Source organism: Bradyrhizobium sp. (assembly GCF_035309285.1).
Taxonomy (GTDB): Bacteria; Pseudomonadota; Alphaproteobacteria; order Rhizobiales; family Xanthobacteraceae; genus Bradyrhizobium.
On record NZ_DATGFH010000008.1, the window covers coordinates 245,421 to 270,398 of the forward strand.

Sequence of the window (24,978 nt, forward strand, 5' to 3'; positions counted from 1 at the left end):
GAGTGGCTCGTGCCCCCGATATTACTGCCGATCTTTCTTGTGCTGTTGGTCGCCGCTGTGATGCTTATTCGGTGGTAATTCACCTCGACAGAGTCCCGCTGTCAGCTCAGGCAAAAAGTTCGTTTGTGGTCAAACGACCCTTGGCATCGCTAGCTGACGAACTGAACGTTAGGGCGACGGCCGCCCTGAATGCAGCTCGCGAAATGCCGCCGGGAATTCGGCGTACGAGGGCGATGAACAAGGCAATGATCCTTCGCAACGCCGCAGAAATTCACGAGCATTTCCTCGGCAAGGGCGATGCACCGGCCAGATGAAGGCCGGTCGGTGGCCCCTCCGGGTCCACCGACGAGATGGTGCCACCCATGCGGGCGTTCGAATTGGCGCGACTTCAAAACGAAAGGGGTCAGCATGTTCAAATCCCGGCAGTATCGCGTGAAAGCAGCTGAGTACGGTCAACTCGTCAAGAGCTCGGCTGACGTTGAGGAAAGCCAAAAATACCAAGACCTGGAGGACCGCTTCGTCGCTCTGGCGAATAACGAGCGTAGCCTCGCAGATGCTTATCATGATGCCGTGCACGTTGACGAATCGGACCGGACCCGCGGCGAGGTCCTTGCTGCCGAAGAAGAGCAGGTTTTGCGCTGTCTCGGCGCGGCGATCATCATGCAATGGAACAGCTTGCCGACGTCGCTGCAACGGGAGATCTTCGATACCGCCGGGTCGGTCGGAAAATTGTGGGAGACAGCGGCGCTCCGCGGGCAGATCGCCCGATTTCTGCACAAGCACAAGAATGAATCCGGTGGCGTGCCTTTGAAAGACACGGCTGGCGATGCGAGATCCGGCGCTGCGGCTTTGTTGCGGTGGGATAACGAGGGAGGCGCAGTTCGCGACGGACTGCCGATGTGAATGAATGCTGAGCATAGGAGGATTTTCGATGTCACTTGCACAATTCAGCATCGATGACGGACCCCATAACATGGACGGGCTGCGGCTTTTTGCCCTGGATGGAGCTGAACGGGTCGAGGCGTTTGTAGGCCGCAAGGTACTGGACGTCTGGGCGGAGTCCGTCGAGCATCGCGGAGGACGACAAAGTCTGCTCCGTGATCAATATAACGCGCTTGGCAAGCTGAACCTTGCCGCGCTTCAGCGAATCGTAAGCGGAAAATACCAGCGAGGCGCCGCGTCCAACCGACAGCATCCCTTTGTCGAGGTATTGTTCTCGGACATCACGGAAAGCGGCGAGGATCTGAATTTAACCGAACTCGTGCGCGAACCTTTGCCGCCGGCATTTCATAGGCAATGAGCAACCGCGAAGAAGCAACGATGAAAAAACCTGTTCTCTCAATTGACGAGCCGGAGCCGAAGAAGGCGGTGCGAGCCGACTGGCCTCCCACCGAAGGGTTCGCGACGATCGTCGATGGCCACTTCAAGTCAGAGTTCGACACTGCCGAGGCTGCTGAAACATCGGGCCGGGAGCTGAAGTCGGCTTATCCGAGACTCCAGATCGAAATTTATGACGCCGCCAATAAGGTCCGCACGTTGTTGGGCTAGCGATCTTGACTATTTCGTTCCAGGGATCGCACTCGCTTATACCACGCGCATATTTCTCGATGGTCCAGTCCGGGTTGTCGCGCCATCCTTGAAATCGGTGTGTTTAAATGTCAGGCTTACTTGCCTGAGACCCCGTCAACTCCATGCCGTTATCATCGTCGACGACAGAAAGGCCAGGCATCGCTGCCGGACCTTTCTTTTTCTTTTGAGCACTGAACGGTTGGAGTTAGAAATCCATACCACCCATGCCTCCACCCGGAGGCATGCCGCCAGCGCCGGCACTCGCGTTTTTCTTCGGCACTTCGGCCACCATGGCTTCGGTGGTGATCAACAGCGCGGCAACGGAGGCCGCGTTCTGGATGGCTACGCGAACAACCTTGGTCGGATCGATGATGCCCTTGGAGATCAGGTTGACGTATTCGCCGGTCTGGGAGTCAAAGCCGTAGGAGTATTGGTCCTTCTCCAGGATTTTGCCGACGATCACCGAGCCGTCTTCACCGGCATTGATCGCGATCTGGCGGGCCGGATAGGACAGCGCCTTGCGGACGATCTCGACGCCGGTCTTCTGGTCGTCGTTCTTGGTGCGAAGCCCTTTGAGGTGCTGGGAAGCACGGAGCAGGGCGACGCCACCGCCCGGCACGATGCCTTCTTCAACCGCCGCACGGGTCGCATGCATCGCGTCATCAACGCGATCCTTGCGCTCCTTCACCTCGACCTCGGTCGCGCCGCCGACGCGGATCACCGCGACGCCACCCGCAAGCTTGGCCAGACGCTCCTGCAGCTTCTCACGGTCGTAGTCCGAGGTGGTTCCCTCGATCTGCGCCTTGATCTGATTGACCCGTGCCTCGATGTCGGCCTTCTTGCCGGCGCCGCTGATGATGGTTGTGTTCTCCTTGTCGATCATCACCTTCTTGGCGCGACCGAGCATGGCGAGCGTAACGTTCTCCATCTTGATGCCGAGATCTTCCGAAATCGCCTGACCGCCGGTCAGAACCGCGAGGTCCTGCAGCATGGCCTTGCGGCGGTCACCGAAGCCCGGCGCCTTTACGGCGGCGACCTTGAGGCCACCGCGTAGACGGTTGACGACCAGTGTGGCCAAAGCCTCGCCTTCGACGTCTTCGGCGATTATCACAAGAGGCTTGCCACTTTGCACTACGGCTTCCAGCAACGGAAGCAATTCGTTCAACTGAGATAGCTTCTTCTCGTTAATCAAGACGTAGGCATCTTCCATTTCCACGCGCATCTTGTCGGCGTTGGTGACGAAGTAGGGAGAGATGTAGCCGCGGTCGAACTGCATGCCTTCGACGACCTCGAGTTCGGTCTCGAGCGACTTGGCTTCCTCGACCGTGATCACGCCCTCATTGCCGACCTTCTTCATGGCGTCCGCGAGGAACTTGCCGATTTCCACGTCGCCGTTGGAGGAAATGGTACCGACCTGGGCGATCTCCTCGTTCGAGGTGACTTTCTTGGAGTTCTTGACGAGGTCCGCAACCACGGCTTCGACCGCGAGGTCGATACCGCGCTTGAGGTCCATCGGGTTCATGCCGGCGGCAACCGACTTGGCGCCTTCACGGACGATCGCAGCCGCGAGCACGGTCGCGGTGGTCGTGCCGTCGCCGGCCGCATCCGCCGCCTTAGAGGCCACTTCGCGGACCATCTGGGCGCCCATGTTCTCGAACTTGTCGTCGAGCTCGATCTCCTTGGCGACGGTGACGCCGTCCTTGGTGATGCGAGGAGCGCCGAACGACTTGTCGAGCACCACGTTGCGGCCCTTCGGGCCAAGCGTCACCTTGACCGCGTTATTGAGGATGTCGACACCGCGCAGCATGCGATCGCGGGCTTCGACGCCGAATTTGACTTCTTTGGCTGACATAATGATCTCCGTTTTCGACGGTCCCAATCCCACAGGCCGCGCAACCGCGCGAGTTCTCGAGGGACGAGATTTTAGCTTTCGGCCTCATCCTTCGAGATGCCGGCCGCGCCGGCTCCTCAGGATAAGGAGAACTGGCCGCGCTTACGCGGCCTTCTTCTTGGCGGCGGGCAGATCGGTGAGAACACCCATGACGTCGCTCTCCTTCATGATCAGAAGTTCCTGACCATCGAGCTTGACCTCGTTGCCCGACCACTTGCCGAACAGCACGCGGTCGCCGACCTTGAGGTCGATCGGGATCAGCTTGCCGGCTTCGTCGCGGCCGCCCGGACCAACGGCGATGACTTCGCCCTGGGACGGCTTTTCCTTGGCTGTGTCAGGAATGATGATGCCGCCAGCGGTTTTGTCTTCGGCGTCGATGCGCTTGACCACGACGCGGTCGTGGAGCGGACGGAATTGCATGCGATCCTCCTTGCCTTTTTGATTATTTCTGGATTGGCAGTCGCAATGAACGAGTGCTAGCCGCTGCTCACATAAGCCTGCGCCACTGAGACACAAGGGCCTCCGCCCGCGATGTTGACGATAACTTGAGTTTCCCAGGTAAAGCGAGCGCCGGCCTGCGGGTCCGTTACGTCACGCGTTGCCCTCGCGTTCGCCCCTCGTGGACGCATCAATTCTCAAGGCCGTTTTCGATCCCGTCGACCCGCAGCTGAAGTCGGCAACAAGAAAGGCCGAATGAATTGGACAAGTACAGATTGCTATAAAGGAACTTATTCTCGTTTTGGTTGTTGTATTGCCGACCCCCAAAAGTGGAGGGATCGAAGATGAAAAAGTCAGCAGCCCCAAATGGTCAAATCACTGTCAGCCCTTGCAGTACTCGCGCTCCTCGGAGCGTCGGTAATCGCCTTGCCCGGGTTTGCTCCCAAAGTGCAAACGGATGATGTTGCGGTGCTGGCCAAGGGCGACCGGCTTGAGGTGCGAGCCTCTGCCTCGAATTGCTCAACACAGGTCTGGCCAGATTTCGCCGCATCCTGTTTGCGAAACGCGGGCTCTGGAGCGAAAATCCTGGAAGCCCGTCTTGTGACCGCCCGCCGATAGCAGCGGGTCCCGTCTCATCCATTTCTCTTGCCGACGTATCGGATACTTCATGACTTGTTCCGCACAGCAGGGCGACGTTGAGATCAGCCGCCTCCAAACGTGGCGATCTGCAAGGAAATCGGTGAATAGCTGGCCATTTGTATGAAGCCGAAGCCCCCTGGGATGCCGCCGCATTTGCTGATGCTCATGAAACGATTGCGCGATGAGCCTCTATCACGTCTGCCCGCCTAATTCGCTCGAGTCATGGTGCCTGTCATCGCTCGAGATGACACGCTGTCGAGCGCTGCGAATTAGCTCGCTATCCTTGCTTGAAAGGCGCAGCAATGATCGATGTCGTGGCGCTCGGCAGGCGCTAAACGGCCGGACGATCGCTGTACCAACGTTCGCTTCGGGCAACTCAAATCGGCTCCCTGTGAGAGAGTGAGGTTATCCATGTCGACAGATTCAACTCAGGTGCCGAACGTACTCGTCGTGGAAGACGAGATGATTCTGCGCATGCGCGCGGTCGATCTTGTGGAGGATGCCGGGTTCTGCCCCATCGAGGCCGTCAATGCCGACGAGGCAATGTCGATTCTCGAGTCTCGCTCGGACGTCTCCCTGCTGTTCACCGATATTCAAATGCCCGGCGGCATGGACGGCCTGAAGCTCGCCCACGCGGTGCACGAACGCTGGCCCTCAATCAAGATCATACTGGTTTCCGGTCAAGTGAAGCCATCTGACGCGGAAAGGCCCGCGGACAGCCGGTTCTTCGGCAAACCGCTTGGCGTCGAGCAAATGATTACCGAGTTGCAGGCGATGGTGGGCGCGGGCGCACTAAGGATCGTTCCGAACGCAACCGATTGGCCGGCGGATCAGGCGCTGCACGCCATGGAGACGGTTGATCCCTCGTCCCGATCCGCACAAGAGGCCGTCCTCTCAGCGGAGAACGACAGCCTTCGCCTTCTGCTCGAACAAGCCGGGACAGACGCGCAGGCCCTACTAATTCAGGCTGGGATCGAAGCCGAGCAGCGCGATGCCGCCCACAAATTGCAAAAGCTGATACTCGGGGAACTTCATCATCGCGTCAAGAATACCCTTGCCATGGTCAGCGCGATCGCGTCCCAGAGTTTCCGTGGAGCGTCAAGTATCGAGCACGGACAGAAGGCGATGGAAGGCAGGCTGATCGCGTTAGGACGGGCCCACGATTTGCTGATGCAGGTCAGTTGGGCAAACGCGAGCCTTACGCACACGTTAAGCAGTGCGACGGAGCCCTATGACAGCCAGGGGGACAGACGCTTTCATTTCAACGGACCGGATATCAGGATTACCTCTGTAGCCGTCATTGCACTTGCGATGACGTTCAACGAGCTGTGCACCAATACTACTAAATTTGGAGCTCTGTCCGTCCCGACAGGCCGCGTGGAAATCGCATGGACGATAGACGAGTTGAAGCAGAGACTCCGCCTTGTTTGGACGGAAAGGGGAGGTCCGGCGGTCGAGCCTCCAAAAAGGCGAAGCTTCGGCACGAGAATGATGGGCTCTCTCGGCCAACAATTGACCGGTCAGGTCCAACTCGTTTACGAACCGGGTGGATTCATCTACTCGTTGGATGTGCCACTTGGCTCAGTCGCGGCGGTCGCATGAGTACTGCTATTTTCCGGCTATTGGCACCTTTGAGACATGCCGACGAACCCTAAGAATGTCCGTTCGCCGGGTAGCCCCGGAGGTCGTTTGCTCAGATCGTGCTTTTCCGGCTTTGACTGTCAATCGGCTCCCAAATATTGCAGGCCGAATGACAACGTACATGTCGAACTGCCTCAGGGCTTCTGCTGCGGAGCGCATCACCACGACCATTGAGCCAATCTGGACGAGAAACGGCATCAGGATCAAATCGCTTTGAGACTGCGAAGAACAACACGAATTCCCGACACGGGACGCAGAAAAAAGTCTTTCCTGACAGAATCATCGGCTGCCTGCATTGCGGACAATTCATTTCGTCCAAAGCTCCGAAACCGGAGCTATGTTCCTAGGTCGGAGGCTGCTGAAGGCCTGGTGACTGCGCCCATTGATCGATACCGGCGACTATGATCATGAGCAGATCGAGCGCGCGCGAGAAGTCGTCAAATTTGCAAGGAAGGTGTTGGCGGAGTCGGATCCCTCCATTCTGCTTCGCTGGCGCACGCGCGAAGCACCCTCTGATGGCCAATAGCTGACACTCGCGTGATAGGGCCTGTTTCGCCAATCGTCCCACCAGCGCACCGCGTCGAATGTTTACGCCCCCTGGTTTCCATGCTCTGGCACCCTCGATCGACTGAGGACCGAAACGTCCCCCTGAATGAGCGTGAACAGTGTGAATATGGGTGTGGCACTCGAAACAGGGCACCGCGCATCGCCGCCAATCACCGAAGCGGCATCTCGAAGGTGAATTTTGTTTCCGTAGGGGTCGACGTTGCGGACAGGACGCCGTCGTGAGCCTTGGCGATTTGTGAGGCAATGTGCAAGCCGAGCCCCAAGCCCTGTCGGCTGGCGCGCATTTCGCCCCGGAAAAATGGCTCGAACAACTTTAACATAGCCGCTTCGGGAATGGGCTCACCTCCGTTCGCAACGGAAAATCGGAACAATCCATCGGTTGTTTCCGCATGCACGCGTACAGCCTCGTTTGCTGACCCGTGGCTGAGCGCATTCCCAACCAGATTGGAAACCAACTGGCCGACTCGAGATCTGTCGCAATTCGCCGGTGCTTTGATCGCGTAGACGGCATCGATTTGACGGCCCGGTGAAGACAGCCGCAATTCGTAGATGACCTGGTGCAGAACGGGCTCGAGCAGGACGCGGTCGTTGCGATCAAGAGTGATTCCCCCACCAAGTCGTCCACGCGCAAAATCGAGCACGTTGTCGATCAGGCCTGCCATGCGCATGATGGTCGTCTGCATCATCGCAACGACTTGATGCTCCTTTTCCGTCTTCGCATCGCGCCCGATTATTCTTGCCCCGGCACTTATCGACGCCAGCGGATTACGCAGGTCGTGACCCAGCACTGCGATGAACTGTTCGCGCAATTCCGACGCCTCGCGCTCGCTTGCCAGACTGCTGGTTGCTACTTCGCGAGCCTGCAACAGTTCCTGTTCGTAACGACGCCGATCTGTAGCCTTAAACATCGCAAGTCGAATAAAGGTGGGCTGGCCCTCGGTGCCGCGTCGTTCCAGCGCATTGCATATCAATTGGATCAGCCCACCATCAGCCTTAAGCATGTCGATGGCGAACTCGTTGAAGTAACCTTGCATCCTCAGCAACGGCGCCAAGTGGGTCTCATAATAGATGCGGCCCGCTATGTTGAGAAAGTCGCTGAATCGCTTGCCAATCATCTCATCCGGGCCGCGGCCAACCCATCCGAGCAGCGTCTGGTTCACAAGTTCGATGCGACCATTCGTCTGCAGCGTAAGGTAGCCGCACAGCGAATTCTCGATCATGTCCTGGTAATCATCGATCCGCGGATCACGCACGGCAAGCTCAGACAAACGCGCGCATGACGGAAATAGCTTCGTCGGGCGCGCTCAGGTTGGGGCAATGACCGGTCGCCTCCAGTATCACCATTTCGCTGTCGGGTATGCTATGGTGAACAAATTCACCCACTGGTTTTGAGGCAACGATGTCCTCGCTGCATTGAAGCACGAGCGTTGGGATATCGACCTTGGCCAGGTCCGCGCGATTGTCGGACTTGAAGGTAACGCGCGCAAACGCTTTTGCGATTTCGGGATCGGTCCTGCAGAAGCTGTTGGTCAGCTCCTCACCGAGTTCGGGTCGGTCTGGATTGCCCATGATTACCGGTGCCATTTGCGCCGACCAACCCATATGGTTTGATTCGAGAAACTGCAAGAGCTCCTCGATCTGGGTTTCGCTAAATCCCCCGACGTAATCGCCATCGTCAATGTATCGAGCCGACGGCCCGATCATCACCAGTCTCCCGAACATGCCTGGAGCCCGTTGCTGGGCCAGCACGCCAATCATGCAGCTCACCGAGTGACCGACGAAGACTGCATCCTTCAGACCGATCTCGTGGCCAATCTCGACCACATCGTCGGCATATCCGCCCAGTGTCGAATACTTCGAGTTGCTGTAAGCCTTCAGATCGGACCCGCCAGCACCGACATGGTCAAAGAGGACCGTTCTGAAATCGCTTGCAAAGGCAGGTTCGACGAACCGCCACATGTTCTGGTCGCAGCCGAACCCATGGGCGAACATCATGGCTATCTCGCCTGATCCCCGAACATGAACATTATTTCGTTCGATTACGCCCACAACCCGCCTTTCCACCGCCGGCCTACGAGCCTAGCGACGTAGACCATCCCGGCGTCCTCGGTCGATGGATCGTTCAAAATACCCAACTTACCACGCACGAACGGCCTGCAAGAGCTGCGATTTGTTGAATGGCTTCGACATAAACCGGGTTTTGGACGGAAGTTCGTCCAAAGTCGGACGCTGCTTTCCTGACATGAGAACGATCCTTACAGATGGCCATCGATCGCGCACGGCGGCTGCCAACCCGATCCCGTCCATTGAGCCCGGCATATCGATATCGCTCAATACGAGGTCCACTGCTTCATTCCGCAAAACGACGATGGCTTTGTCAGCATCTGAAGCCGAAACGACGAAATGAGAGTCCTGCTGTAGCTGCAGTTCGATGTCCATCAGGATGAATGGCTCGTCCTCGACGAGAAGGATTTTCAACTGCACACTCCCGCTAACCAAGTCCAAGCTGCCACAGCCGGATAAGTTCCTACCGCGCCTTCAAACAGGCGATGCGCTCTCTTGCATGCGGCACCACTGCCTATCGGCCGCGAAGCAAATGGGCCGCATGACTAGCAGCAGCAGCACAAAAGCGCCGACGGCAATGCCGGATCAACAAGGTGAATCGGCTCGATCGAAAGCTTCCTCCTCAGCAGTCGCCACGATCGACGCGGATCTTCATGCTGTGGGGCCCGTTCCGATTGCATTGTTCGGGAAATGGCAGAATGCCCGAAGCGCGCTGGTGCGAGTTCCGGCCGCGAGGCCCCGCGACACTCGACCGCAATGGTACTTGCATGCTTAAAATGGCAACGAAACAAGCCGAATACAATGTAACGCGAGGATTTAATCTCGCCTGCGCCGTAAATTCTCAAGAAAACACTGGCTAATTGGAGTGAGAGAGCGCACCGTCCCTCGATGGATAATACTCGAACCGGTCCGAAGCCGTCTTCGGATTGCGTCTGGCGATGACCACACGCTCGCGACGGGAAACTATCACGTTCAAGCACTCGTTCCGGATTAATGGCATCGATCGGTCGCTGCCGCCGGGAGATTACGAGGTCATCACCGACGAGGAGATGATCGAAGGATTGTCGTTTGCTGCTTACCGCCGTGTCGCCACGATGATCGTGGTTCCCGCGGCGCCACCACGCAATGCAACGATGGAGATGATTTCCATCGGCTCGGTCGACTTGTCCGACGCGCAACGCATCGACGCGTCCACGCCCGATGACTGACGAGCCGCTCGATCTCGACAGGCACCGCGGCAGAGCCGCGCAGAAGGCGACCGACTTGAGACGATCGCTGGCCGACGCAGAAAGCAGCGCGCGAGTCCTTCGCGAGCGGCAGGCCGCGCTCGAGAATGAACTTATGTTAATCCCAGCAACGTCGTGGCCGGAAGCGGTCGCAAAAGCAAGTTATGTGCTGAATTTATACGCAGCAGGTCTCTCGCCCGCCGACACGCATCATCGCGACCTCGTGGCCGCCATATTTGCCGACTTCGCGCGGCTGTCCACAACAGCTGAGCCAAAGTCGTGATCTTCCAAGCGGCCAACCCCCTGACAGCGTTCGATGGTTGAACGCCTACAAGAAAGCGATTTTCCATGCAGAATTTAACGCCGCGCCGCGTCACTATCGAAGAGTCGCTTCGACTTGGCGTCGAAGCCGGATGGTACAGCACAAAAGTGAGCGGTACGTTCGTCTCCGGGCCGCACGATACCGAGGCCGATTGTCTTCACAAGATCGCGGAAATCAATCCGCCGCCTGCAAAAGGCCGTCCTCGTTAGCCGAATCTCGGCTCGCCAGTGCCGGCGCCTTCTTCCCGGCTTTCTTGATCTCGGTGGCCTCCTATCGACCACAACGAATTCCACGTCCGAGGAGCAAGCCCGGTGCAAGTATTTGTCCGAGACAATGATGTCGAGCAGGCACTTCGCGTTCTGAAGAAGAGAATGCAGCGTGAAGGTGTGTTCCGGGAGATGCGCCGCCGTCGCTTCTACGAGAAGCCCTCCGACAGGATAACAAGAAAGAAGGCTGAAGCGGTGAGGCGATCGCGCAAGCTGGCGCGCAAACAAGCGATCCGGGATGGACTGATCGCCGCACCCGCAAGGAAGGTACCTCCTGAAGGCAAGAGTAAGCCGAGATTGTCCGTCAATATTGTCGGATCAAATGCCGGCCGATCTGCGTGACGGCCCGAACGTTTTCCGGCTCAACGCGCGACAAGCATCGGCGATCGTTGGCAGGACACGCGCCATATTGTTCTGTCCGGCTTCGGCCGCGTCGATCCTCAGGACTAATAGCAATCGCAGAGGCGCTGGCCAGAGCAGGAGTCCACGTAGCGACGAAAAGAGTGCTGAGCCAGCATCGATGACAGCTTGATAAGTATCGGACGAAATAGCTTTGCCGGCAGCCGGAACACAAGTCGCGATGTCAGGTTGTCTCACCGAAGGCAGAAAAACTTAGGCCAGGAGTTGGGGTAGTCCCCCTTAGGCCAGATACCTTGTCTGCCCGGCGCATCCATTCACCCAAAAGGAGACACCCCATGCACCGACGCCATTTTACTGGCGCGCGCAATAAGTTCGACCTGAACGATCGCGTACAGGTCCGGATCCTGCGAAAGCGCTTAAAAATTTCCCATCAGGAGCTTGCCAAAGTGGTTCGGACAGCCGGCGATTCTATCGCCGCGGTCAGCAAAGAAGCTGGTGATCGACGCCGTCTTACCTTGCCGGCGAATACTATTCGCCAAAGTGATCTTTTGAGGCCGTGAGCGCGCTGACGCCGGAGCTTCCGGACGAGACGCCGACCGGCGAAGTTCATTGGAATGAGCTGCTTGCTGCGGGTCTGACGACTGTTGGGAAGGGGCGAACTGCCGGGCGAAGCTTGCTAGCTTTCCCGAAACGACCTTTATACGGCTTCAATCACTCGCCTCTTGATTACGACGCTCAATAGAAGAAATACCGTAGACGTAGGGGTCGTCAGCACTTCCCTTACCCTCGCGGCTAAGCCTGTTCTGTTCATAGAGCATCAGGCAATCTGCTTTGACACGTTGCTTATAGGTTTGGTCCTCCCAGTACAGCATTTCCGCGATATCGCTTGCGGAAAGCTTCAATCGGCGTTTCCGCCTCAATAAGTCGATAATTTCGTCCGCAACGGCCATTTGAGCTTTCTTGAGCGGGCGAACAGCAATGCGAGCTCGACCCTCGTCGGTTACAGATGCAGCATGCGTGGCGGCCGATCAAACGTCACAAGCCAGGCGTGCAAAATCGTCCAATATCGCTGCGACAAGATCGCGATGACGGGTGTCCTCAACCGATAGGTCTGCGACATACAGGCCCAGGACATAGCGCGCCTTCGCGGCTGCCTCCGGCCACGAAGCAGCCGGGACCGACAGTAGTTGATTTTCCAGGTGCGCCTGCCGATCACGCAGTTCTCGTGCATTGCTTTCGACGTCCGCCAGGACGCGACGAAGGTCGGTCGCTTTCTGAGCGGCCATGCCACGGTGTTTGTCGAGATCGAGCGGTTCATCAGTCATCAGGCGCACTCGCATCGATTCGCTGCGTATCCGGCATATCGACTGACCCGATCAACACCAACTCGATCGGCCCTTCCGATCTCCGCTGGAACGTCGGTTTCGTCGCAACGTGCCAGAGGTCCCGCGATCATCTCATTCACCTCGTGATCGCTTTTCCAACCCTTACGATGTTACATTAAACAGCATGCTCTCATTACAGCGCATAAGCCATCCTCATTTTGCCTCGATCACGACATTGCTTTCGAAATAGCCGGCTCGTGTTTCACTTAACGCTCGCTATTGGGGAGGAGTGAGCGTACCGTCGGCTATCACCGCGCTTCCCTCCGGCATCCATCGGTGACCGTGGATCAACGAGTCCTCGCGCCGAAGAGAGGAGCGCGTAATGGCCCGGTCTCGTCTAAGCGACTGGATTGTACCGCCGGTGATCGTGCCGGCACTGCTCCTGCTCTTTCTCCTTGTCGTGGTTGTCTGGCGTGGCTAAGGCCAAGCAACTGAAGTTCCTGGTCAGCGGGAGTAATCAGTTCTCGCGCGTCAATGTTGGTCATGACGCGGCTGCGGAAGCGTTGAAGAACGCAAAGGAGCTGCTGGCCCGGGGCTACGTGGACGTGAAAATTTGCACGCCGCGAGGTCAGATCCTCCTGCCTGATGACTTCGAGCAGCTTGAAAAGATAGCGAAACGCCCAGATCCCGTGGCCTGTGAGGCAGACGATGACCGCAAAGCGCCTGAAGACGGCCTATGAACTCGGGGAGATGATCCTGGTGCAAGCAACGGCCCTGCATGGACCGTGGCCGCTAGGAATGACGTTGTTTATTTTTGACGACGCTTATGGATGGACCGCGAGCATCAGCCGACCGAGCACGGAAGCGGACAATTTCTATCGCACCTGTGTGCTCGATCTGACGACTAGGCTCGCGACGGAATACGATCTCGACGCGCCTCAACTGGCGGATATTCCTGCTGGTTGGACGTTTTCCAATCACGCGCTCTATCTGCGCAGTCCTCGAACCCCAAGGGAATCGATATGGCAAAAGGCCAGCAAAGAGGCAATCGGGAAGCCAAGAAACCTAAAAAGGAAAAGATAAAGGTGATCGCCGCTGCGCCGAGCCGAAAGGCAGCAGCGCCGCCATTCGTGCCGGCGTCGGACACCGCTTTTCGATCACACAAGAGCCGCGGATAGAGCTGTCGACGTCATCTCTCCGTTCTTTCGCATCGGGCGCGATCGAACTGGCCTTTTGGGCTTGTACCGCCTATATTGGTACGATCATTGACCGTGGATGACGGCGTCAGTGACTGAGAGACGTGGTCGCGCTCCCGCCGCAAAACGGGAGCACCAACAACATGAATGCGGCTATCTATTCAATTAATCTTCGCCGGAATTTCCAGCATCGTTCTGCTGATAGATTTATGAGCGACGACGTGCGTCGCTCGCCGCCTGAGGGGACCGATACCTGCGTCTGCGGCCACACTGTCATCGCTCCAAGCAGATCCACATATGCGCCCAACGAGATCGTCAATCGTTGGGAATGCTCGGCTTGCGGCAGGTATTGGGAGACAACAGCTCCGTCGGGTAGAGTTCCTAGAGCCCGCTCGGATAGGTGCAGTTGATTGGATGGAAGCTAGCAGCGGATAGCAGTCACGCCGCGCTTCCAGCGGCGCTGCGCGACCGCCGAACTTATCTCGAGCGCAGCCTTCCGCGCTGCTTCTTTGGCACTTCGCCGAGCGCAGGTCGCGCCAGAGCTTCTTCCGCTTGTTTGGCTTCTCTCAGCGCGCGAAGACGCTCCATGTTCTTGCGAAGCGCGGCGGCCCTCTGCTCGACGTCTATCATCGCTCGCGCGCCTTCTTCCTGGGCCAGCCTTCGCCGGTTGGCGCGCGCGACACTTACGGCAGACGGTTCAGCCGATTTCCTGCTTACCATCTTTCCGAATCCAGGCTTACAAGTGAGCAGACCCGCTCAATCCTGAGATCGAGCGGGCACACTGCCATTCCAGTACATCCGTGAAATGGCTTCGGCGGCTCAAGCAAGCGACAGATTTTCTGCGCTCGTTTTGCCCCGCATCTTGTCGGTCTTGAGCTCGAAGTTGACCTTCTGACCTTCGGCGAGGCCGGGCAACCCGGCGCGCTCGACCGCGCTCACATGAACGAACACATCGTTCCCGCCGTCATTGGGCTGGATGAACCCAAAACCCTTCTGGCCATTGAACCACTTGACAGTACCTGTCGACATTTTTTGTCCTTCCAAGACACAAGTCGCGTGACCACCACGCGATTTCAATTCAACTTGTCGATGTCTTTGGGAAGGGGCCCGCAGGCGCGTTCGGAAAGGCACAGCGGCTAATCGAATAAGCACAACTTAAACGTTGCAAAGCAGAAAAGCAAGGTGAAGCGGCTAATTAACCTCAAGGGCGGTGTAATCGCATGGTCCAGCGCGCTTTATTCACCAATGCTGGCTCGCCTTTAGGTTTTGGTGAACGCCTGGTCCGGAGACCAGGAGCGGAGGACGGGGGAAGGGCGCTGCCGCGTCACTTGGACGCTGGCTGTTGCCTTTGCTTGAATTGCGGAACCTTTCAGGACAAGTGCGCTTGCTTTTATACCCCCGGCAGCGATCACCTGGTCATCGGTGGCTGAGAGACCATGCGTGCTCCCGCCTGTCTTTGACGGAGTGACGCGATGTGCACCCTATGCTTGGAATTGGATCATCGACTCGATCAGTGTCGTGACTGTCGGCCTCGACCACCGACCAACTGACGTTGAATGGCATCGCCCTCCTGATCGAGAAATACGAGGCGGATAAGCTGGCGCTGCATCCAGATCCGCCACCGCAACGGACGGACTAAGGTAAACTTGCTTGACCGCAAGATCGTGAAGGCCGGATTCCATGCGAGCTGCGTGAATCAACCTTCAGCTTCTGCAGCCAGAGCTAGCATTTATATCTAATTAGAGCTGGCGGAGCGGCTCGGAATAGTGCAGTGTTTGTCCATTGCCGGGATGGATGTGAGGCCCCTGGCAGCAGAGAGACAGCTCGTGCTCCCGGCTTTTTAGCGAAGGAGTGCTGTCTCATCCCGGAATCAGCTCGCGATTTCATAGATTGCTGGATCGAAAATTGCGTCCACGCGTCGGAGGCTGACAGTGCCGTCGGCGCCGAACAAGACGTTTCGATACTGACGGTCGGTGTATCGAGACGGCGTCGACTCTCAGGCTTTCAAAGGCTGCCCTGGAGCAGGAAGTCGGAAATCTTTCGGCATACATTGGCTCCAAGCTCGTGGTGGTCAATAGCTTGGAGAGAACTCGGCGTGTTTAGCCGCCCAAGCAAAAAAGGCAGACCTTCCGTAGCCTCACGAGGCAATCGATCGCGACTTGTCGCCGAAGCAGGAGTTCGCGCAACAGAAAATGCGATAGCCATCCCAAGACACAACCAGCGAATCGAGGTGGCTGACTTGGGCAACGATCGTATCATGGCAAGTCGCTGATTGCCGCCCGCAAGGAGGTTTGCCATGAAAACTCGCTACTTCTTCGATATTCGCAGCGAAGGAAATCTGTACCCCGATGAAGAGGGGCTCGAGCTCGCGAACGAGAAAGCCGCAGAGGTTGAAGCGGCAAATACGTTGGCTGGTCTGGCCCGAGATTCGGAAGTGATGCGTGGGCGGCTCGATGTGGCGATTGAAGTTCGTTCCATGACGGAGTCGCTCTTTTGTGCGGCTCTCATCCATCGAATGAACCGGACCAGACATTGACGATGTCGTCCGGCATAGAATTGTTGGCCCTTTGAACGATTGAGAAGCTCAGACGGGAGCCTGCCGACCGACTCGCAATGGCCTCCGATCTGGTCGCGCGATGTGTTCGACTGGAAAAGGGCGGAAAGTCTCTGGGTTCTCATCGAAAGGGTGTGTCGGCTTTCGCCAGGTGCGAGGATGTCCGCAGAACGCCAAGCGAACTGCGGCACGATCGAGAGGCGGCCAGACGACAGGAGCACCATATGACCCGGCGTGGTTATCGAGAAGGTTCGACGCTTGAAGAGCGGCTTTCAAATGAGTTTCAGCGCATCCGCACGCAAGCCCAGCGTTCGCGGCCTGCGGCGCCGCCCTCTGCTATCGACGAGGAACTCATGGATGGGCTCGAGGAACGAAGGAAGCGGGCGCATGAAATGGCAGGCGACGCAATAGACGGTGTCTCCGATGTATCCGCGAGTTTGGAAGACCAGGCGAGCCGGAAGCGCAGTTTGCTGGAAGGTCCAGATGAATTTCAAATCGTTCGCGTGGATCGAGCCAAGACGAAACCGCGGTGATCCTCCCTCGAGCGCCAAGCTGTCGTAAGTGAGCATCTTTTTTGTATGGTGAGACTCATCATGACGCTGCCTTTATGACCCTGACCTTTCCAAATCCAAGCCGGAGTTTTGATGCAACCCGAGATGCGGTGCGTTTCTGGGGCTATGACAGTGCGATTGAATGCTCCTTTTTTGTGACTCGAGGTGCGCTCGAGCGCCTTGTGCCGAGGCTATTGCCGGAAGAGCCCGCCCTCCTTGCCGCGTTTGACAGGAATCGAGAATTAATCTGCCGGGCCGCTACAAGGGTCTATTCACGCGGTCAGAGAGGATCCTATGAATTAGACGCGTCGGCCTTCTGACACTCCGCCCACGAGATCCTGACGAAAGTAAAACACGACGAGCACAATCAGCTTTAACGTCAACGACACGGGCACTCGTCTGCATCGCGTCAGACCCTCACGAAAGGCAATATGATGAAAGTTCCAGCCATCCTCCAGCGCGAGGCGCGCACGCGTTTGTTTCAAGGCATCGCTTTCGGCGCTGTCGCAACCATGACCATCGGCTTCATCTGGGGCGGTTGGATGACTGAGGAGAGTGCCAGACTTATGCGAGCCGCGGCTGAGAACAATGGCCGGATGTCTGTCCTAGTGCCCCTGTGCGTCGCGCAATTCACAGCCACGGACGGCGCCATGGCCAGATTCAAGACAAGCAGCGTTTATTCCAGAGAAAATCTCGTCAGCGAGGTCGTGAAAAACGTTGCGTCCACGAATATGGACTACGCTTTGGCCAAGGCTTGCGCGAGCAGCATCGATCTGGACCTCGCAAAGACGGCGACGAAGAGTTAAACGGCCCGCGGGGTTGCAAGGCGCGCTGAGCGTCATGGAGGCCTCACAGACAGCACTCCGAACGAAGCATCACGTGATCGATCCGAGCCGTTTAGCGGCTTGGGGCATAGCCGCAGACGATCCCAAGGCCTGCTTCGGAAATACACCATCGCCAGAGCATGGGCAAGGCCGTGCTTCATTTCGGAGATTGCGAGCCAATCGCCGGCACAACAAGGTAGGGAATCGTCAGGGCGATGTTGGTGGCGATGTCTTCTTAAACGTCAAATGCGATCGCCTGACGTTCCCGTGCGATCCGAAAGGACAACGTCATGAGCAGGCGTGAAAACGATGCCAACAACATATCCCGTCCGTCAGATAGCCCCTTGACCGAATACGAGAAGGAGCAAGTCGCGTTGCGTCGAAATTTGCAGCGCTTGAAAGCCGAACGATTGGCCCGAGAGGCCAAAAATGCGACGCCTCTTCCGATTAATCCGGACCTCTTGTCGAGCCAATAGCAGTCCTAAGCGACGGTAGCCGAAGCGGCGTCGTTGCGAAGCCGATTCCTTCAAGCGCCCAGGTCACAGCTCGTCTCCGCAGGCGGGCGTCAGAATTTTCTTCAAACATCTCCTTAGGGCCGAGGTGTGCAGCATCGAGTCCCCGAGCAGCTTCTTCGGCGCCCCCGCCGGCTTGAGCCAAAACCCCAGAAAATTCCAGCTCCGGCTGGCCTAGCTTTTGGGGAGCGCTTCACGAGAACAGATCCAACTCAAAACAAGGGGCGTTTCGGGGCAGCAGGTCACTGCCCATCGGCCCAAAATGCCAGTGTACTAATCTGGCGTGCGTCACGCAAAAAAAGCGAAGGCCCCGGGACTAGCCAATGCCGGGGCCTTCCTTGTCCGGGACAAACTACTCCCCGCCAGACAGGTCATTATGCCTGAAGTGCCCTAATTTTAGGTTAAGAGTGCCTTAATAAGAATTGGAGAGTATCTAATTCCTCGGCAACCAACAGCCGGATGATATGTTGGGCTCCATCACCGACAACGGTATTTCGGGCATCGGTGGCTGAGAGAGACGCGCGCTCCCGCCTTTTTAGACAGGGACGCGTCATGAACACGCCTCAAGGGCCTCGGCCGCTCCATGAGCCGCCAAGCCACTGCCCAGTATGCGATGGGGTACCTCGCTTGTACCTCAAGCTGCCGGATGTGAAAACGGGCATGATGGCCTACGTCTATCGGTGCGGACTGTGCAACAAGCTTATCTGGGAAGATTAATGCCGCCTCAGTTGGCAGCACGGAGGGACTCAGAATTCACCGCAGCGGAACAATCGATCTGATGCAACTGGTCCACGCACCGTCACCAGCGAGAAGCAATGATGCGCATATCTCAAATAGGCGAGCCAAGCTGAACTGACAACGATCCTGTCGTTCTTTATTGCTTGCTTTGCGTATGCCGTAGCCCCATGGTGCCGTTGTAGCCGCTAGGCGGCCCGAAGGTCAGCGTTGCCGCCGCGAAATATCCGCTCTCCAAAAATCTCCTGGCGCCGTTTGCCAAACACGATGCAGGCAGAGCGAGTTCAGGCCTGCCGCCAAATTAATCGCGTGCCGTTTGATTGGCGCAGTTTGCTTCCAGGGGAGGCGCATGGGATATGCTACCCCTTCTATTGCTAAGAGAAAGGTCATTGCGATGATCGATCAGGATGTCGCGTACTCTCCAGAAGAGCTCGCAGGCTTTAAGACAGTATTCGACGGGGCCATTGCCTCGCTATCGCCACGGATGCTCACGACAGGCAACCGTTTGCGAATCGCACAGAACGTGCTCGCATGTGCTGCAACCGGCGAGCGAGATCCCGCAGAACTTGGACTGGCAGCATTGGCGAGCCTGCGGTCCGCCTGAAGCAGAACCAGAGCTGTCACAGGAAAGTTCCGAATGAAAAGCGATCCGTTATTGCGCCGGATATAGTCGCATCGCGATCGTATGTTGGTCGTGTGGGTCCTCCGTGTAGAACAACGCGACGAGTGTCTGATGCGAGGCCAGGGTCCGCGGTATTCGCGAGAAGAACTGCTATACAGCGTCAGGACAACAGTCTACGGTCTAATGACAGGTGACGGGTCGGTCGCCTTGAAGCCGGCGGCGAGTCCGAAGTCGCTGCTCGTCGTCGTAGCGGCAGCTGGCGTGCCATCGGAAAGCGCAATAGCGGAAGCCGAACTCGCAAGGACGGCCACGAAACCTGAAACGACCGCTTGGCCTGCAAAGGATACAAACAAATGAACGCCCGTGGGTTCGGCCGGTCTTCCTGGCTTCGATACTGCCTGTTGGCGGTCATCCTGCTCGGCTGTGTTATGCTGTTTAATCGCGCCGAAGACAACTCCGCGACCATGGCGCCAAACCTGGTGTTCAATCGTTGAGGTCGCGCAGTCTTTTTGGAGCGCCTTCCACGTTGTCGAGCACTAACCGCCGTACAGGTCTACAAGCGTTCGGATTGCCCACGGCGATCCACGGGTAGATAGGATTGATTGATCGCGGATGTCCGGCGGCACATCGCTCATGAAAAAGGAAGATCGGATGAAGATGGCTTTTGCCGTGCTTGCGCTCTGCGTGTGCACGCAAGGCTCGCTGGCCGCCGGACCGGATTGCCGCGCAATCGACAGTACGTCCGGGAGACTCGCCAGTTACGATGCGGCGTATCCCCGTCCGAAAATTGAAAAGCCGGCGGCCGTTGAAGGTGACCGGACGGCCTACGAGGACCCCTTCCTCGCCGAGGACGCCCGAACGCGCAGTAAGCTGAAGAACATCTGTCGCGGTTGCTGAATGGTGCAGAAAAATGCGGTTCGCTCGACGGAAGCCCGCACGCTGGTTCAGCTGCTCGGCCGCTTTCGCGAGCCGGACAACGTGCGTGGCAGCTTCGAGCTTGCGATCACTGCCATTCCCTTCGCTGCGATTTGGACCCTGATGTGGGTGTCCCTTTACTTTGACTGCTGGATCGGCCTCGTGGGAGCGGTGCCTGCCGCGGGCCTGCTCGTCCGTCTCTTCATGATCCAGCACGATTGCGGCCATGGCTCGTTTTTCAGCAACCGTCTTGCCAACGATTGGATCGGCCGGGTCATCGGCGTCATAACGCTGACCCCGTACGGCTACTGGCGGCACAACCATGCGCTCCATCATGCAAGTTCGGGAAATCTCGATCAAAGAGGCTTCGGCGACATCGACACGTTGACCGTGCGTGAATTCTTCGCGCGGCCCGGATGGCGCCGGATGCTCTATCGTCTGTACCGGCATCCAATGGTGATGTTCGGCATCGGCCCGAGCTATCTGTTCCTCCTGCGCCATCGGTTGCCGGTCGGGATGATGCGCGGCGGCTTGAGGCCCTGGCTCAGCACGATGGGCACGAACGCCGCCGTTGCGATACTGGTCGCCGGCATGATCAGCCTGGTCGGCGTCAGGCCATTCCTGTTGGTGCACCTGCCGATCACCATTCTGGCGTCGTCGATCGGCGTCTGGCTGTTCTATGTTCAGCACCAGTTCGAGCACACTTCCTGGTCCGATGACGAGGCCTGGAGTTTTCACGAGGCGGCGCTACACGGCAGTTCCTACTATCACTTGCCGGTGGTGTTGCGCTGGTTCACGGCAAACATCGGCGTCCACCACATCCACCACCTGTCGAGCCGAATTCCCTGCTACAGGTTATCAGACGTGTTGCGGGATCATCCTCAACTCGCCGCCGTCGGACGAATCACCATGTTTCAAAGCCTGTGGTGTGTGCGGCTGACATTGTGGGATGAGGACAGGCGGCGACTGGTCTCGTTCCGGCGAGCCGCCATGGACGTAGCAAGGGCCGCCGCAAGTTAGAGAGGTTGCTACATGTCGCATGCATACAAGCTCAATGAAGATATTCAGCACTCCCCTCAGAGGCCCCAAGGTCGTGTCGAGATCGAAGCCCCGCCGACGATTTACACCATTGTCAAACTTATGCCGATCGAGGCGGACGGACGTCTTCGATATCGCATCAAGAGCAAATCGGACAATGTGGAACGGGTGGTGACCGAAGATCAACTGTCGCATTGCTGGCGGCAATGACGATTGCGGGCGCATGGTGCGCGCTAATACAAAGCATGGGAGAGTACTCAGGCGCAATTCGCGCCGAGGGACCGAGGAGCCGCGCAAGCCGATGCGGCTGCGCTCAACTGAGCGAGCTGCGGCCTGAGTGCTGCCGAATACCAATGCTCCAGTTTCAGTCCGCATCTTCCTGCGCGGGAACTAGGAAGGCAACATCGCTTTCATCTACGTGGCCAAGGAGGTGGTCTTCGAAGCGGCGGCGGCTTGATCCTCCTTCCCGGCCCCGATCTACGCCAACCTCGTCGCCGTCTGGCATCGCTGACCTCCCCATTTGAGGCGCCTCGCCTCGTGCGAGGCGGCTTTGTTGCGCAATTGTGCTCGATCAAGCTCGCAATAGTCGCAGCGTTGACTCTGGGAGGGCTGTGGCGGGCAGTGGCGTGCAGTTTGGCCGTTCTGCGGACACTTAACATGTGCCACTTTATCAGCGGCGCTTCCGTGGCCATTATGGGTGACGGTGTGCCTGCGCACCTGGTCGCACGGTCCATAAAGCGAAGCCAGCCTTGTGAATGCTCATTCGGTGCAGGATCCGCTACTGCCCCAGTCCCAATCGCAAGCGAGGTTTAGCTTTAGGCTAGTCGAGACAGTCACCGCCATCGCCAATCGAAATTCATCAAGGCCCCGGCCGATAGTCGGGGAGCAGCCGCTCGTCCTGACCCAAACCGATCCGAGCCGTCCGTTCGACGAAGCCGAGGCGCTGACTTGGCTACGCTCCCGGCCCGATGGGCGCATAACCGCCAGCGCGGCGGAACTTAGTCGCCAGTGGGGCTGGAACCGGATGAGAGCCGGGCGGCGGCTGAGGGCGTGGCAAAACGCCGGTTACATCCAGCGTAACGCCGGGGAGATCGTTGTAACGACGTCCGTTACGCCGGCTGTTACAGAAGCGGCAGGTCTGCCGTACGAAGCAAATGTCACAAGACGCTCGATGTCACCGGTCAAGCTTGCCGCGTTCATCGTCGAGTTGGTACTCGCCTGTGTGTCAGCAGCCTTCTCTATTGACGGTCTTACTGCCATCTTTGCCGGCGCGTTCTGGCCTGTAATCATCATGGGCGCTGCGCTGGAAGCCGGGAAACTTGTCGCTGCGGCATGGTTGACAGAGAACTGGCGCTCGGCGCCCCACTTCTGTGTCTGATTCTCGTCATAATGATTGGTGTTTTGATGGGCCTGAACGCAGTCGGCGTGTTCGGCTTTCTTACAAAAGCTCACCTCGATCATATAGCGAGCGTTGATCTGGCGCTCGCGGACAGGACAGCCGAAACTGAAGCGCGTCTAGCAATACAGACCGAGACCGTCGCCGACCTGGATCGACGCATTGCCCAGATCGACGCAGCCATCGAAGAATCGACGCGGCTCGGCCGCCCCGTTGGGGCGATGACGATTGCTGATCAAAAGCGCCGCGATCGCGCTGATATCGTCGTGAACCGCCAACGTGAGACCCAGGCGCTCGCAGCTCTACGAATCGAGAAAATTAAGACGGACGTAGACCGTCGCCGCGCGGAAGCCGACGTAGGTCCGGTGCGATATCTCGCCGAGTTGATCGGCATGCCGGCTACGGACTTGGAGCGATCCGTTCGGCTGCTGACCCTGGCGCTTGTCGCCGTCCTTGATCCGATGGCTGTTGCGCTTCTGCTTGCCGCCGGCGCGCACAGCAAGTCTGCGACGTTTCGCTGACCAATTTGCCGAGGATCCGCGACACAGACTGTCACTCGCCCTACCGCGAGATGTTGCCGAGATTGCGGCGCTTTGCATGATTGGAAGTCTCCGAACAGTTCGAAATCATAAATTCAGGCGCATCGATCTCGCCGTGATCGCAGTGACGCGAATTCTGCAAATCTTCTGCATCGCGCATTGCTCTCTGCGCGCGTATTGCATCAGACCTGCTGTCGAGAAACGGGATTGCTCCGCTTCGAGAGTGGTTCGGGACCAGGTCAGAATGTGCTTCGCCAGAATAGGCTGGCGCATCGGCGCAATCCAGAAATGAGGACGACAAGTTCGAAAGATGTGCACGGTTGGGGACGGCTAGGAGGGGCTGGGAGTTGACGGCGAGATAAAGCGAACTGGCGTTCGCTGGCTCCCTTCGGTCGCAAAGGCTTGTCTGCACATTGGATTTTGCAAGTTTCTGCGACGTCAAAACGGCGCGGTGCGAGGTGTGCAAGTGCCGCCCCACAGATTTTCCCGATGAATTTCAATCTTCCGAGCGATGGCGCTCGCAATGTGCGTCGAGGAGGAACCCCGCTGTTTCTTCGCCCTCATGCGCGCTAGTGCGATTTGATGCGATCGATGCTCGGAAGCTCTTGTGTCGGCTATTTCCGAGGCCAATCGTCGCGTCATGGCACGTGATGAGAGCGACAATTTCCGAATCAGACCTGGTTGGTCACGCAACGGTGGAGCGCGCATCGATCCGCGGAGGCAACCGTTCCTCAGGCAGGTCCAGATCGCAGTCCGCAAGGCAGGTGGCGATCCTCAGCGTATAGGTTCGGCCAGTGGCCGGGAAGGAGGCAGGACGGGTCGGTTTAACGCGCGTGGCCGGGGCGCGAAGGTCGTTGCCTCGTTTGCTCGGCAGAGCGCGGACGGCGGGTGGCAGAGAGATTCCGCTGGCCGCTTCCGAGCGCGGCGAGTGGTGGTCAAGGCGAGGGTAGTCCGGCTCAATCCGCAAGCGAGGGGCGCACGGGGGCCGAAGATGCGCGGGACGATGAGCAGGGCCGTCGATGCACATCTGCGTTACCTTGAACGGGATGGTGTTACGCGTGACGGCGAGCGGGGCAAGGCCTATTCGGCGTTCGAGAACGAGGCCGATGGCAAGGCGTTTGTGGAGCGCGGCCGAGAAGATCGTCATCAGTTTCGCTTCATCGTGGCGCCGGAGGATGCCACCGAGATGGGCGACCTTCGCGGCTTCACCCGCGACCTCATGCGCCAGATGGAACTAGATCTGGCGACCCGGCTCGACTGGATCGCGGTCGACCATCACAACACTGGCCATCCCCACACACACATCATCGTTCGCGGCGTGCTTGACGACGGCCGCATCCTCAATATTGCCGGCGACTACATCGCCCATGGCGTCCGTCACCGCGCCAGCGAACTAGTCACCCGGGAATTGGGGCACCAGAGCGAGATTGAGCTTCAGACAAAACTGCAGAACGAGATCGAAGCCGAACGCGTGACTAGGCTCGACAAGATGCTGTTGGGCGAGCAGCAGGATCAGGGCGTGATCGACCTGCGAACTGGGGAGGGCGCGACTTTCCTCGTCCGGGAGAACCGCAACCTCATGATCGCCCGGGTGCGGCACCTGGAGCGCTATGGAATAGCAACCGAGCTCGAGCCGGGACGATGGTCCCTTTCCGGCCGCGCGGAGCAAGTCCTGAAGGATCTGGACCACCGCAATGAGGCCATCAACTCGATCCATCGGGCGCTCACCAGGAATGATCTCACCGAGGAACGTGGCGTCGGCCAGTTCGCCCTTCACGGCGAAGGCTT

General features: G+C 58.1%; 30 protein-coding genes. 22 read left to right on the forward strand and 8 right to left on the reverse strand.

All coding sequences use genetic code 11. The features are described from left to right. The first annotated feature begins 408 nt into the window (after positions 1-408). From VKR55_RS03910 to VKR55_RS03920, 3 genes are read left to right on the forward strand one after another with little or no spacing between them, the layout of a single operon-like run. On the forward strand, positions 409-903 hold the full coding sequence (locus VKR55_RS03910; RefSeq protein WP_324399846.1) for a hypothetical protein: 495 nt from the start codon (positions 409-411) through the stop codon (positions 901-903). Between the two features lie 28 nt (positions 904-931). Continuing rightward, a complete protein-coding gene (locus tag VKR55_RS03915; RefSeq protein WP_324399848.1) occupies positions 932-1,300 on the forward strand; it encodes a signal transduction histidine kinase in 369 nt (122 codons plus the stop codon). A 20-nt stretch (positions 1,301-1,320) separates the two neighbouring features. Beyond that, the gene (locus VKR55_RS03920; protein ID WP_324399850.1) at positions 1,321-1,548 is read left to right on the forward strand and encodes a hypothetical protein; all 228 of its coding nucleotides are present in this window, start codon (positions 1,321-1,323) and stop codon (positions 1,546-1,548) included. Positions 1,549-1,774: 226 nt separating this feature from the next. Here the strand turns inward: VKR55_RS03920 and groL are convergent, their stop codons facing one another. Continuing rightward, positions 1,775-3,421, reverse strand: a complete 1,647-nt coding sequence (groL, locus tag VKR55_RS03925; protein WP_324399852.1) for a chaperonin GroEL — start codon at positions 3,419-3,421, stop codon at positions 1,775-1,777. 141 nt (positions 3,422-3,562) lie between these two features. Further along, the gene (locus VKR55_RS03930; RefSeq protein ID WP_324399854.1) at positions 3,563-3,880 is read right to left on the reverse strand and encodes a co-chaperone GroES; all 318 of its coding nucleotides are present in this window, start codon (positions 3,878-3,880) and stop codon (positions 3,563-3,565) included. Between the two features lie 1,068 nt (positions 3,881-4,948). Between VKR55_RS03930 and VKR55_RS03940 the strand changes: the two genes are divergently transcribed. Next, positions 4,949-6,139, forward strand: coding sequence for an HWE histidine kinase domain-containing protein (locus tag VKR55_RS03940; RefSeq protein ID WP_324399858.1), 1,191 nt, complete (start codon positions 4,949-4,951; stop codon positions 6,137-6,139). Positions 6,140-6,894: 755 nt separating this feature from the next. Here the strand turns inward: VKR55_RS03940 and VKR55_RS03945 are convergent. The 3 genes from VKR55_RS03945 to VKR55_RS03955 all read right to left on the reverse strand — a co-directional run bounded on the left by VKR55_RS03945 (position 6,895) and on the right by VKR55_RS03955 (position 9,229). Then, entirely contained in the window at positions 6,895-7,965 is a 1,071-nt protein-coding gene (locus VKR55_RS03945) for a PAS domain-containing sensor histidine kinase (protein WP_324399939.1), read from the reverse strand. Between the two features lie 40 nt (positions 7,966-8,005). Then, on the reverse strand, positions 8,006-8,794 hold the full coding sequence (locus tag VKR55_RS03950) for an alpha/beta fold hydrolase (RefSeq protein ID WP_324399860.1): 789 nt from the start codon (positions 8,792-8,794) through the stop codon (positions 8,006-8,008). 87 nt (positions 8,795-8,881) lie between these two features. Continuing rightward, positions 8,882-9,229, reverse strand: coding sequence for a response regulator (locus VKR55_RS03955; RefSeq protein WP_324399862.1), 348 nt, complete (start codon positions 9,227-9,229; stop codon positions 8,882-8,884). A gap of 518 nt (positions 9,230-9,747) precedes the next feature. Here VKR55_RS03955 and VKR55_RS03960 point away from each other — a divergent pair. The 5 genes from VKR55_RS03960 (at position 9,748) to VKR55_RS03975 (ending at position 11,543) form a co-directional block, all read left to right on the forward strand. Beyond that, entirely contained in the window at positions 9,748-10,017 is a 270-nt protein-coding gene (locus VKR55_RS03960; RefSeq protein WP_324399941.1) for a hypothetical protein, read from the forward strand. Then, positions 10,010-10,318 (forward strand): hypothetical protein, encoded by a 309-nt coding sequence (locus VKR55_RS03965; RefSeq protein ID WP_324399864.1) that lies wholly within the window; start codon positions 10,010-10,012, stop codon positions 10,316-10,318. The genes VKR55_RS03960 and VKR55_RS03965 overlap by 8 nt, the downstream gene beginning before the upstream one ends. 65 nt (positions 10,319-10,383) lie before the next feature. Beyond that, positions 10,384-10,566 (forward strand): hypothetical protein, encoded by a 183-nt coding sequence (locus tag VKR55_RS33000; RefSeq protein WP_414642295.1) that lies wholly within the window; start codon positions 10,384-10,386, stop codon positions 10,564-10,566. A gap of 102 nt (positions 10,567-10,668) precedes the next feature. After that, entirely contained in the window at positions 10,669-10,965 is a 297-nt protein-coding gene (gene rpsU / locus VKR55_RS03970) for a 30S ribosomal protein S21 (RefSeq protein ID WP_324399866.1), read from the forward strand. Positions 10,966-11,318: 353 nt separating this feature from the next. After that, positions 11,319-11,543 carry a DUF3606 domain-containing protein gene (locus VKR55_RS03975; protein WP_324399868.1) on the forward strand — a complete coding sequence of 75 codons (225 nt, stop codon included), beginning with the start codon at positions 11,319-11,321 and terminating at the stop codon, positions 11,541-11,543. Positions 11,544-11,690: 147 nt separating this feature from the next. Here VKR55_RS03975 and VKR55_RS03980 read toward each other — a convergent pair whose 3' ends face one another. Together VKR55_RS03980 and VKR55_RS03985 are read right to left on the reverse strand one after the other, a co-directional pair. Further along, on the reverse strand, positions 11,691-11,933 hold the full coding sequence (locus VKR55_RS03980; RefSeq protein WP_324399870.1) for a hypothetical protein: 243 nt from the start codon (positions 11,931-11,933) through the stop codon (positions 11,691-11,693). Positions 11,934-12,011: 78 nt separating this feature from the next. Then, complete coding sequence (locus VKR55_RS03985; RefSeq protein ID WP_324399872.1) at positions 12,012-12,308, reverse strand: hypothetical protein; 297 nt, start codon at positions 12,306-12,308, stop codon at positions 12,012-12,014. Between the two features lie 473 nt (positions 12,309-12,781). Here VKR55_RS03985 and VKR55_RS03990 point away from each other — a divergent pair, with 473 nt between their 5' ends. Together VKR55_RS03990 and VKR55_RS03995 are read left to right on the forward strand one after the other, a co-directional pair. Next, entirely contained in the window at positions 12,782-13,048 is a 267-nt protein-coding gene (locus VKR55_RS03990) for a hypothetical protein (RefSeq protein ID WP_324399874.1), read from the forward strand. Continuing rightward, positions 13,017-13,391 carry a hypothetical protein gene (locus tag VKR55_RS03995; protein WP_324399876.1) on the forward strand — a complete coding sequence of 125 codons (375 nt, stop codon included), beginning with the start codon at positions 13,017-13,019 and terminating at the stop codon, positions 13,389-13,391. Before VKR55_RS03990 ends, VKR55_RS03995 begins: the two co-directional genes overlap by 32 nt. A 932-nt stretch (positions 13,392-14,323) precedes the next feature. Here VKR55_RS03995 and VKR55_RS04000 read toward each other — a convergent pair. Then, positions 14,324-14,533 (reverse strand): cold-shock protein, encoded by a 210-nt coding sequence (locus tag VKR55_RS04000; RefSeq protein WP_324399878.1) that lies wholly within the window; start codon positions 14,531-14,533, stop codon positions 14,324-14,326. 1,267 nt (positions 14,534-15,800) lie between these two features. Between VKR55_RS04000 and VKR55_RS04005 the strand changes: the two genes are divergently transcribed. The 11 genes from VKR55_RS04005 to VKR55_RS04055 form a co-directional block, all read left to right on the forward strand. Continuing rightward, complete coding sequence (locus VKR55_RS04005) at positions 15,801-16,040, forward strand: DUF6894 family protein (protein WP_324399880.1); 240 nt, start codon at positions 15,801-15,803, stop codon at positions 16,038-16,040. Positions 16,041-16,282: 242 nt separating this feature from the next. Further along, a complete protein-coding gene (locus VKR55_RS04010) occupies positions 16,283-16,591 on the forward strand; it encodes a hypothetical protein (RefSeq protein WP_324399882.1) in 309 nt (102 codons plus the stop codon). 74 nt (positions 16,592-16,665) lie between these two features. Next, a complete protein-coding gene (locus VKR55_RS04015) occupies positions 16,666-16,929 on the forward strand; it encodes a DUF1488 family protein (protein WP_324399884.1) in 264 nt (87 codons plus the stop codon). Between the two features lie 111 nt (positions 16,930-17,040). After that, a complete protein-coding gene (locus VKR55_RS04020) occupies positions 17,041-17,415 on the forward strand; it encodes a hypothetical protein (protein ID WP_324399886.1) in 375 nt (124 codons plus the stop codon). 1,614 nt (positions 17,416-19,029) lie between these two features. Further along, complete coding sequence (locus VKR55_RS04025) at positions 19,030-19,284, forward strand: hypothetical protein (protein WP_324399888.1); 255 nt, start codon at positions 19,030-19,032, stop codon at positions 19,282-19,284. 651 nt (positions 19,285-19,935) lie between these two features. Continuing rightward, entirely contained in the window at positions 19,936-20,199 is a 264-nt protein-coding gene (locus VKR55_RS04030; RefSeq protein ID WP_324399889.1) for a hypothetical protein, read from the forward strand. Continuing rightward, a complete protein-coding gene (locus VKR55_RS04035; protein ID WP_324399891.1) occupies positions 20,200-21,237 on the forward strand; it encodes a fatty acid desaturase in 1,038 nt (345 codons plus the stop codon). A gap of 12 nt (positions 21,238-21,249) precedes the next feature. Then, positions 21,250-21,465, forward strand: coding sequence for a hypothetical protein (locus tag VKR55_RS04040; protein WP_324399893.1), 216 nt, complete (start codon positions 21,250-21,252; stop codon positions 21,463-21,465). Between the two features lie 961 nt (positions 21,466-22,426). After that, positions 22,427-22,633, forward strand: coding sequence for a hypothetical protein (locus VKR55_RS04045; protein WP_324399895.1), 207 nt, complete (start codon positions 22,427-22,429; stop codon positions 22,631-22,633). Next, the gene (locus VKR55_RS04050) at positions 22,588-23,172 is read left to right on the forward strand and encodes a hypothetical protein (protein WP_324399897.1); all 585 of its coding nucleotides are present in this window, start codon (positions 22,588-22,590) and stop codon (positions 23,170-23,172) included. The genes VKR55_RS04045 and VKR55_RS04050 overlap by 46 nt, the downstream gene beginning before the upstream one ends. 1,021 nt (positions 23,173-24,193) lie before the next feature. Next, positions 24,194-24,978, forward strand: a 785-nt coding sequence (locus VKR55_RS04055) for a DUF3363 domain-containing protein (protein WP_324399899.1), incomplete at its 3' end; no start/stop codon positions are given.

Coding starts and splice junctions, on each gene's coding strand:
- VKR55_RS03910 (WP_324399846.1), top strand. CDS start 409: ATGTTCAAATCCCGGCAGTATCGCGTGAAAGCAGCTGAGTACGGTCAA.
- VKR55_RS03915 (WP_324399848.1), top strand. CDS start 932: ATGTCACTTGCACAATTCAGCATCGATGACGGACCCCATAACATGGAC.
- VKR55_RS03920 (WP_324399850.1), top strand. CDS start 1,321: ATGAAAAAACCTGTTCTCTCAATTGACGAGCCGGAGCCGAAGAAGGCG.
- groL (WP_324399852.1), bottom strand. CDS start 3,421: ATGTCAGCCAAAGAAGTCAAATTCGGCGTCGAAGCCCGCGATCGCATG.
- VKR55_RS03930 (WP_324399854.1), bottom strand. CDS start 3,880: ATGCAATTCCGTCCGCTCCACGACCGCGTCGTGGTCAAGCGCATCGAC.
- VKR55_RS03940 (WP_324399858.1), top strand. CDS start 4,949: ATGTCGACAGATTCAACTCAGGTGCCGAACGTACTCGTCGTGGAAGAC.
- VKR55_RS03945 (WP_324399939.1), bottom strand. CDS start 7,965: ATGATCGAGAATTCGCTGTGCGGCTACCTTACGCTGCAGACGAATGGT.
- VKR55_RS03960 (WP_324399941.1), top strand. CDS start 9,748: ATGACCACACGCTCGCGACGGGAAACTATCACGTTCAAGCACTCGTTC.
- VKR55_RS03965 (WP_324399864.1), top strand. CDS start 10,010: ATGACTGACGAGCCGCTCGATCTCGACAGGCACCGCGGCAGAGCCGCG.
- VKR55_RS33000 (WP_414642295.1), top strand. CDS start 10,384: ATGCAGAATTTAACGCCGCGCCGCGTCACTATCGAAGAGTCGCTTCGA.
- VKR55_RS03975 (WP_324399868.1), top strand. CDS start 11,319: ATGCACCGACGCCATTTTACTGGCGCGCGCAATAAGTTCGACCTGAAC.
- VKR55_RS03980 (WP_324399870.1), bottom strand. CDS start 11,933: ATGGCCGTTGCGGACGAAATTATCGACTTATTGAGGCGGAAACGCCGA.
- VKR55_RS03985 (WP_324399872.1), bottom strand. CDS start 12,308: ATGACTGATGAACCGCTCGATCTCGACAAACACCGTGGCATGGCCGCT.
- VKR55_RS03995 (WP_324399876.1), top strand. CDS start 13,017: ATGACCGCAAAGCGCCTGAAGACGGCCTATGAACTCGGGGAGATGATC.
- VKR55_RS04000 (WP_324399878.1), bottom strand. CDS start 14,533: ATGTCGACAGGTACTGTCAAGTGGTTCAATGGCCAGAAGGGTTTTGGG.
- VKR55_RS04005 (WP_324399880.1), top strand. CDS start 15,801: ATGAAAACTCGCTACTTCTTCGATATTCGCAGCGAAGGAAATCTGTAC.
- VKR55_RS04010 (WP_324399882.1), top strand. CDS start 16,283: ATGACCCGGCGTGGTTATCGAGAAGGTTCGACGCTTGAAGAGCGGCTT.
- VKR55_RS04015 (WP_324399884.1), top strand. CDS start 16,666: ATGACCCTGACCTTTCCAAATCCAAGCCGGAGTTTTGATGCAACCCGA.
- VKR55_RS04020 (WP_324399886.1), top strand. CDS start 17,041: ATGATGAAAGTTCCAGCCATCCTCCAGCGCGAGGCGCGCACGCGTTTG.
- VKR55_RS04025 (WP_324399888.1), top strand. CDS start 19,030: ATGGGATATGCTACCCCTTCTATTGCTAAGAGAAAGGTCATTGCGATG.
- VKR55_RS04030 (WP_324399889.1), top strand. CDS start 19,936: ATGAAAAAGGAAGATCGGATGAAGATGGCTTTTGCCGTGCTTGCGCTC.
- VKR55_RS04035 (WP_324399891.1), top strand. CDS start 20,200: ATGGTGCAGAAAAATGCGGTTCGCTCGACGGAAGCCCGCACGCTGGTT.
- VKR55_RS04040 (WP_324399893.1), top strand. CDS start 21,250: ATGTCGCATGCATACAAGCTCAATGAAGATATTCAGCACTCCCCTCAG.
- VKR55_RS04045 (WP_324399895.1), top strand. CDS start 22,427: ATGTCACCGGTCAAGCTTGCCGCGTTCATCGTCGAGTTGGTACTCGCC.
- VKR55_RS04050 (WP_324399897.1), top strand. CDS start 22,588: ATGGTTGACAGAGAACTGGCGCTCGGCGCCCCACTTCTGTGTCTGATT.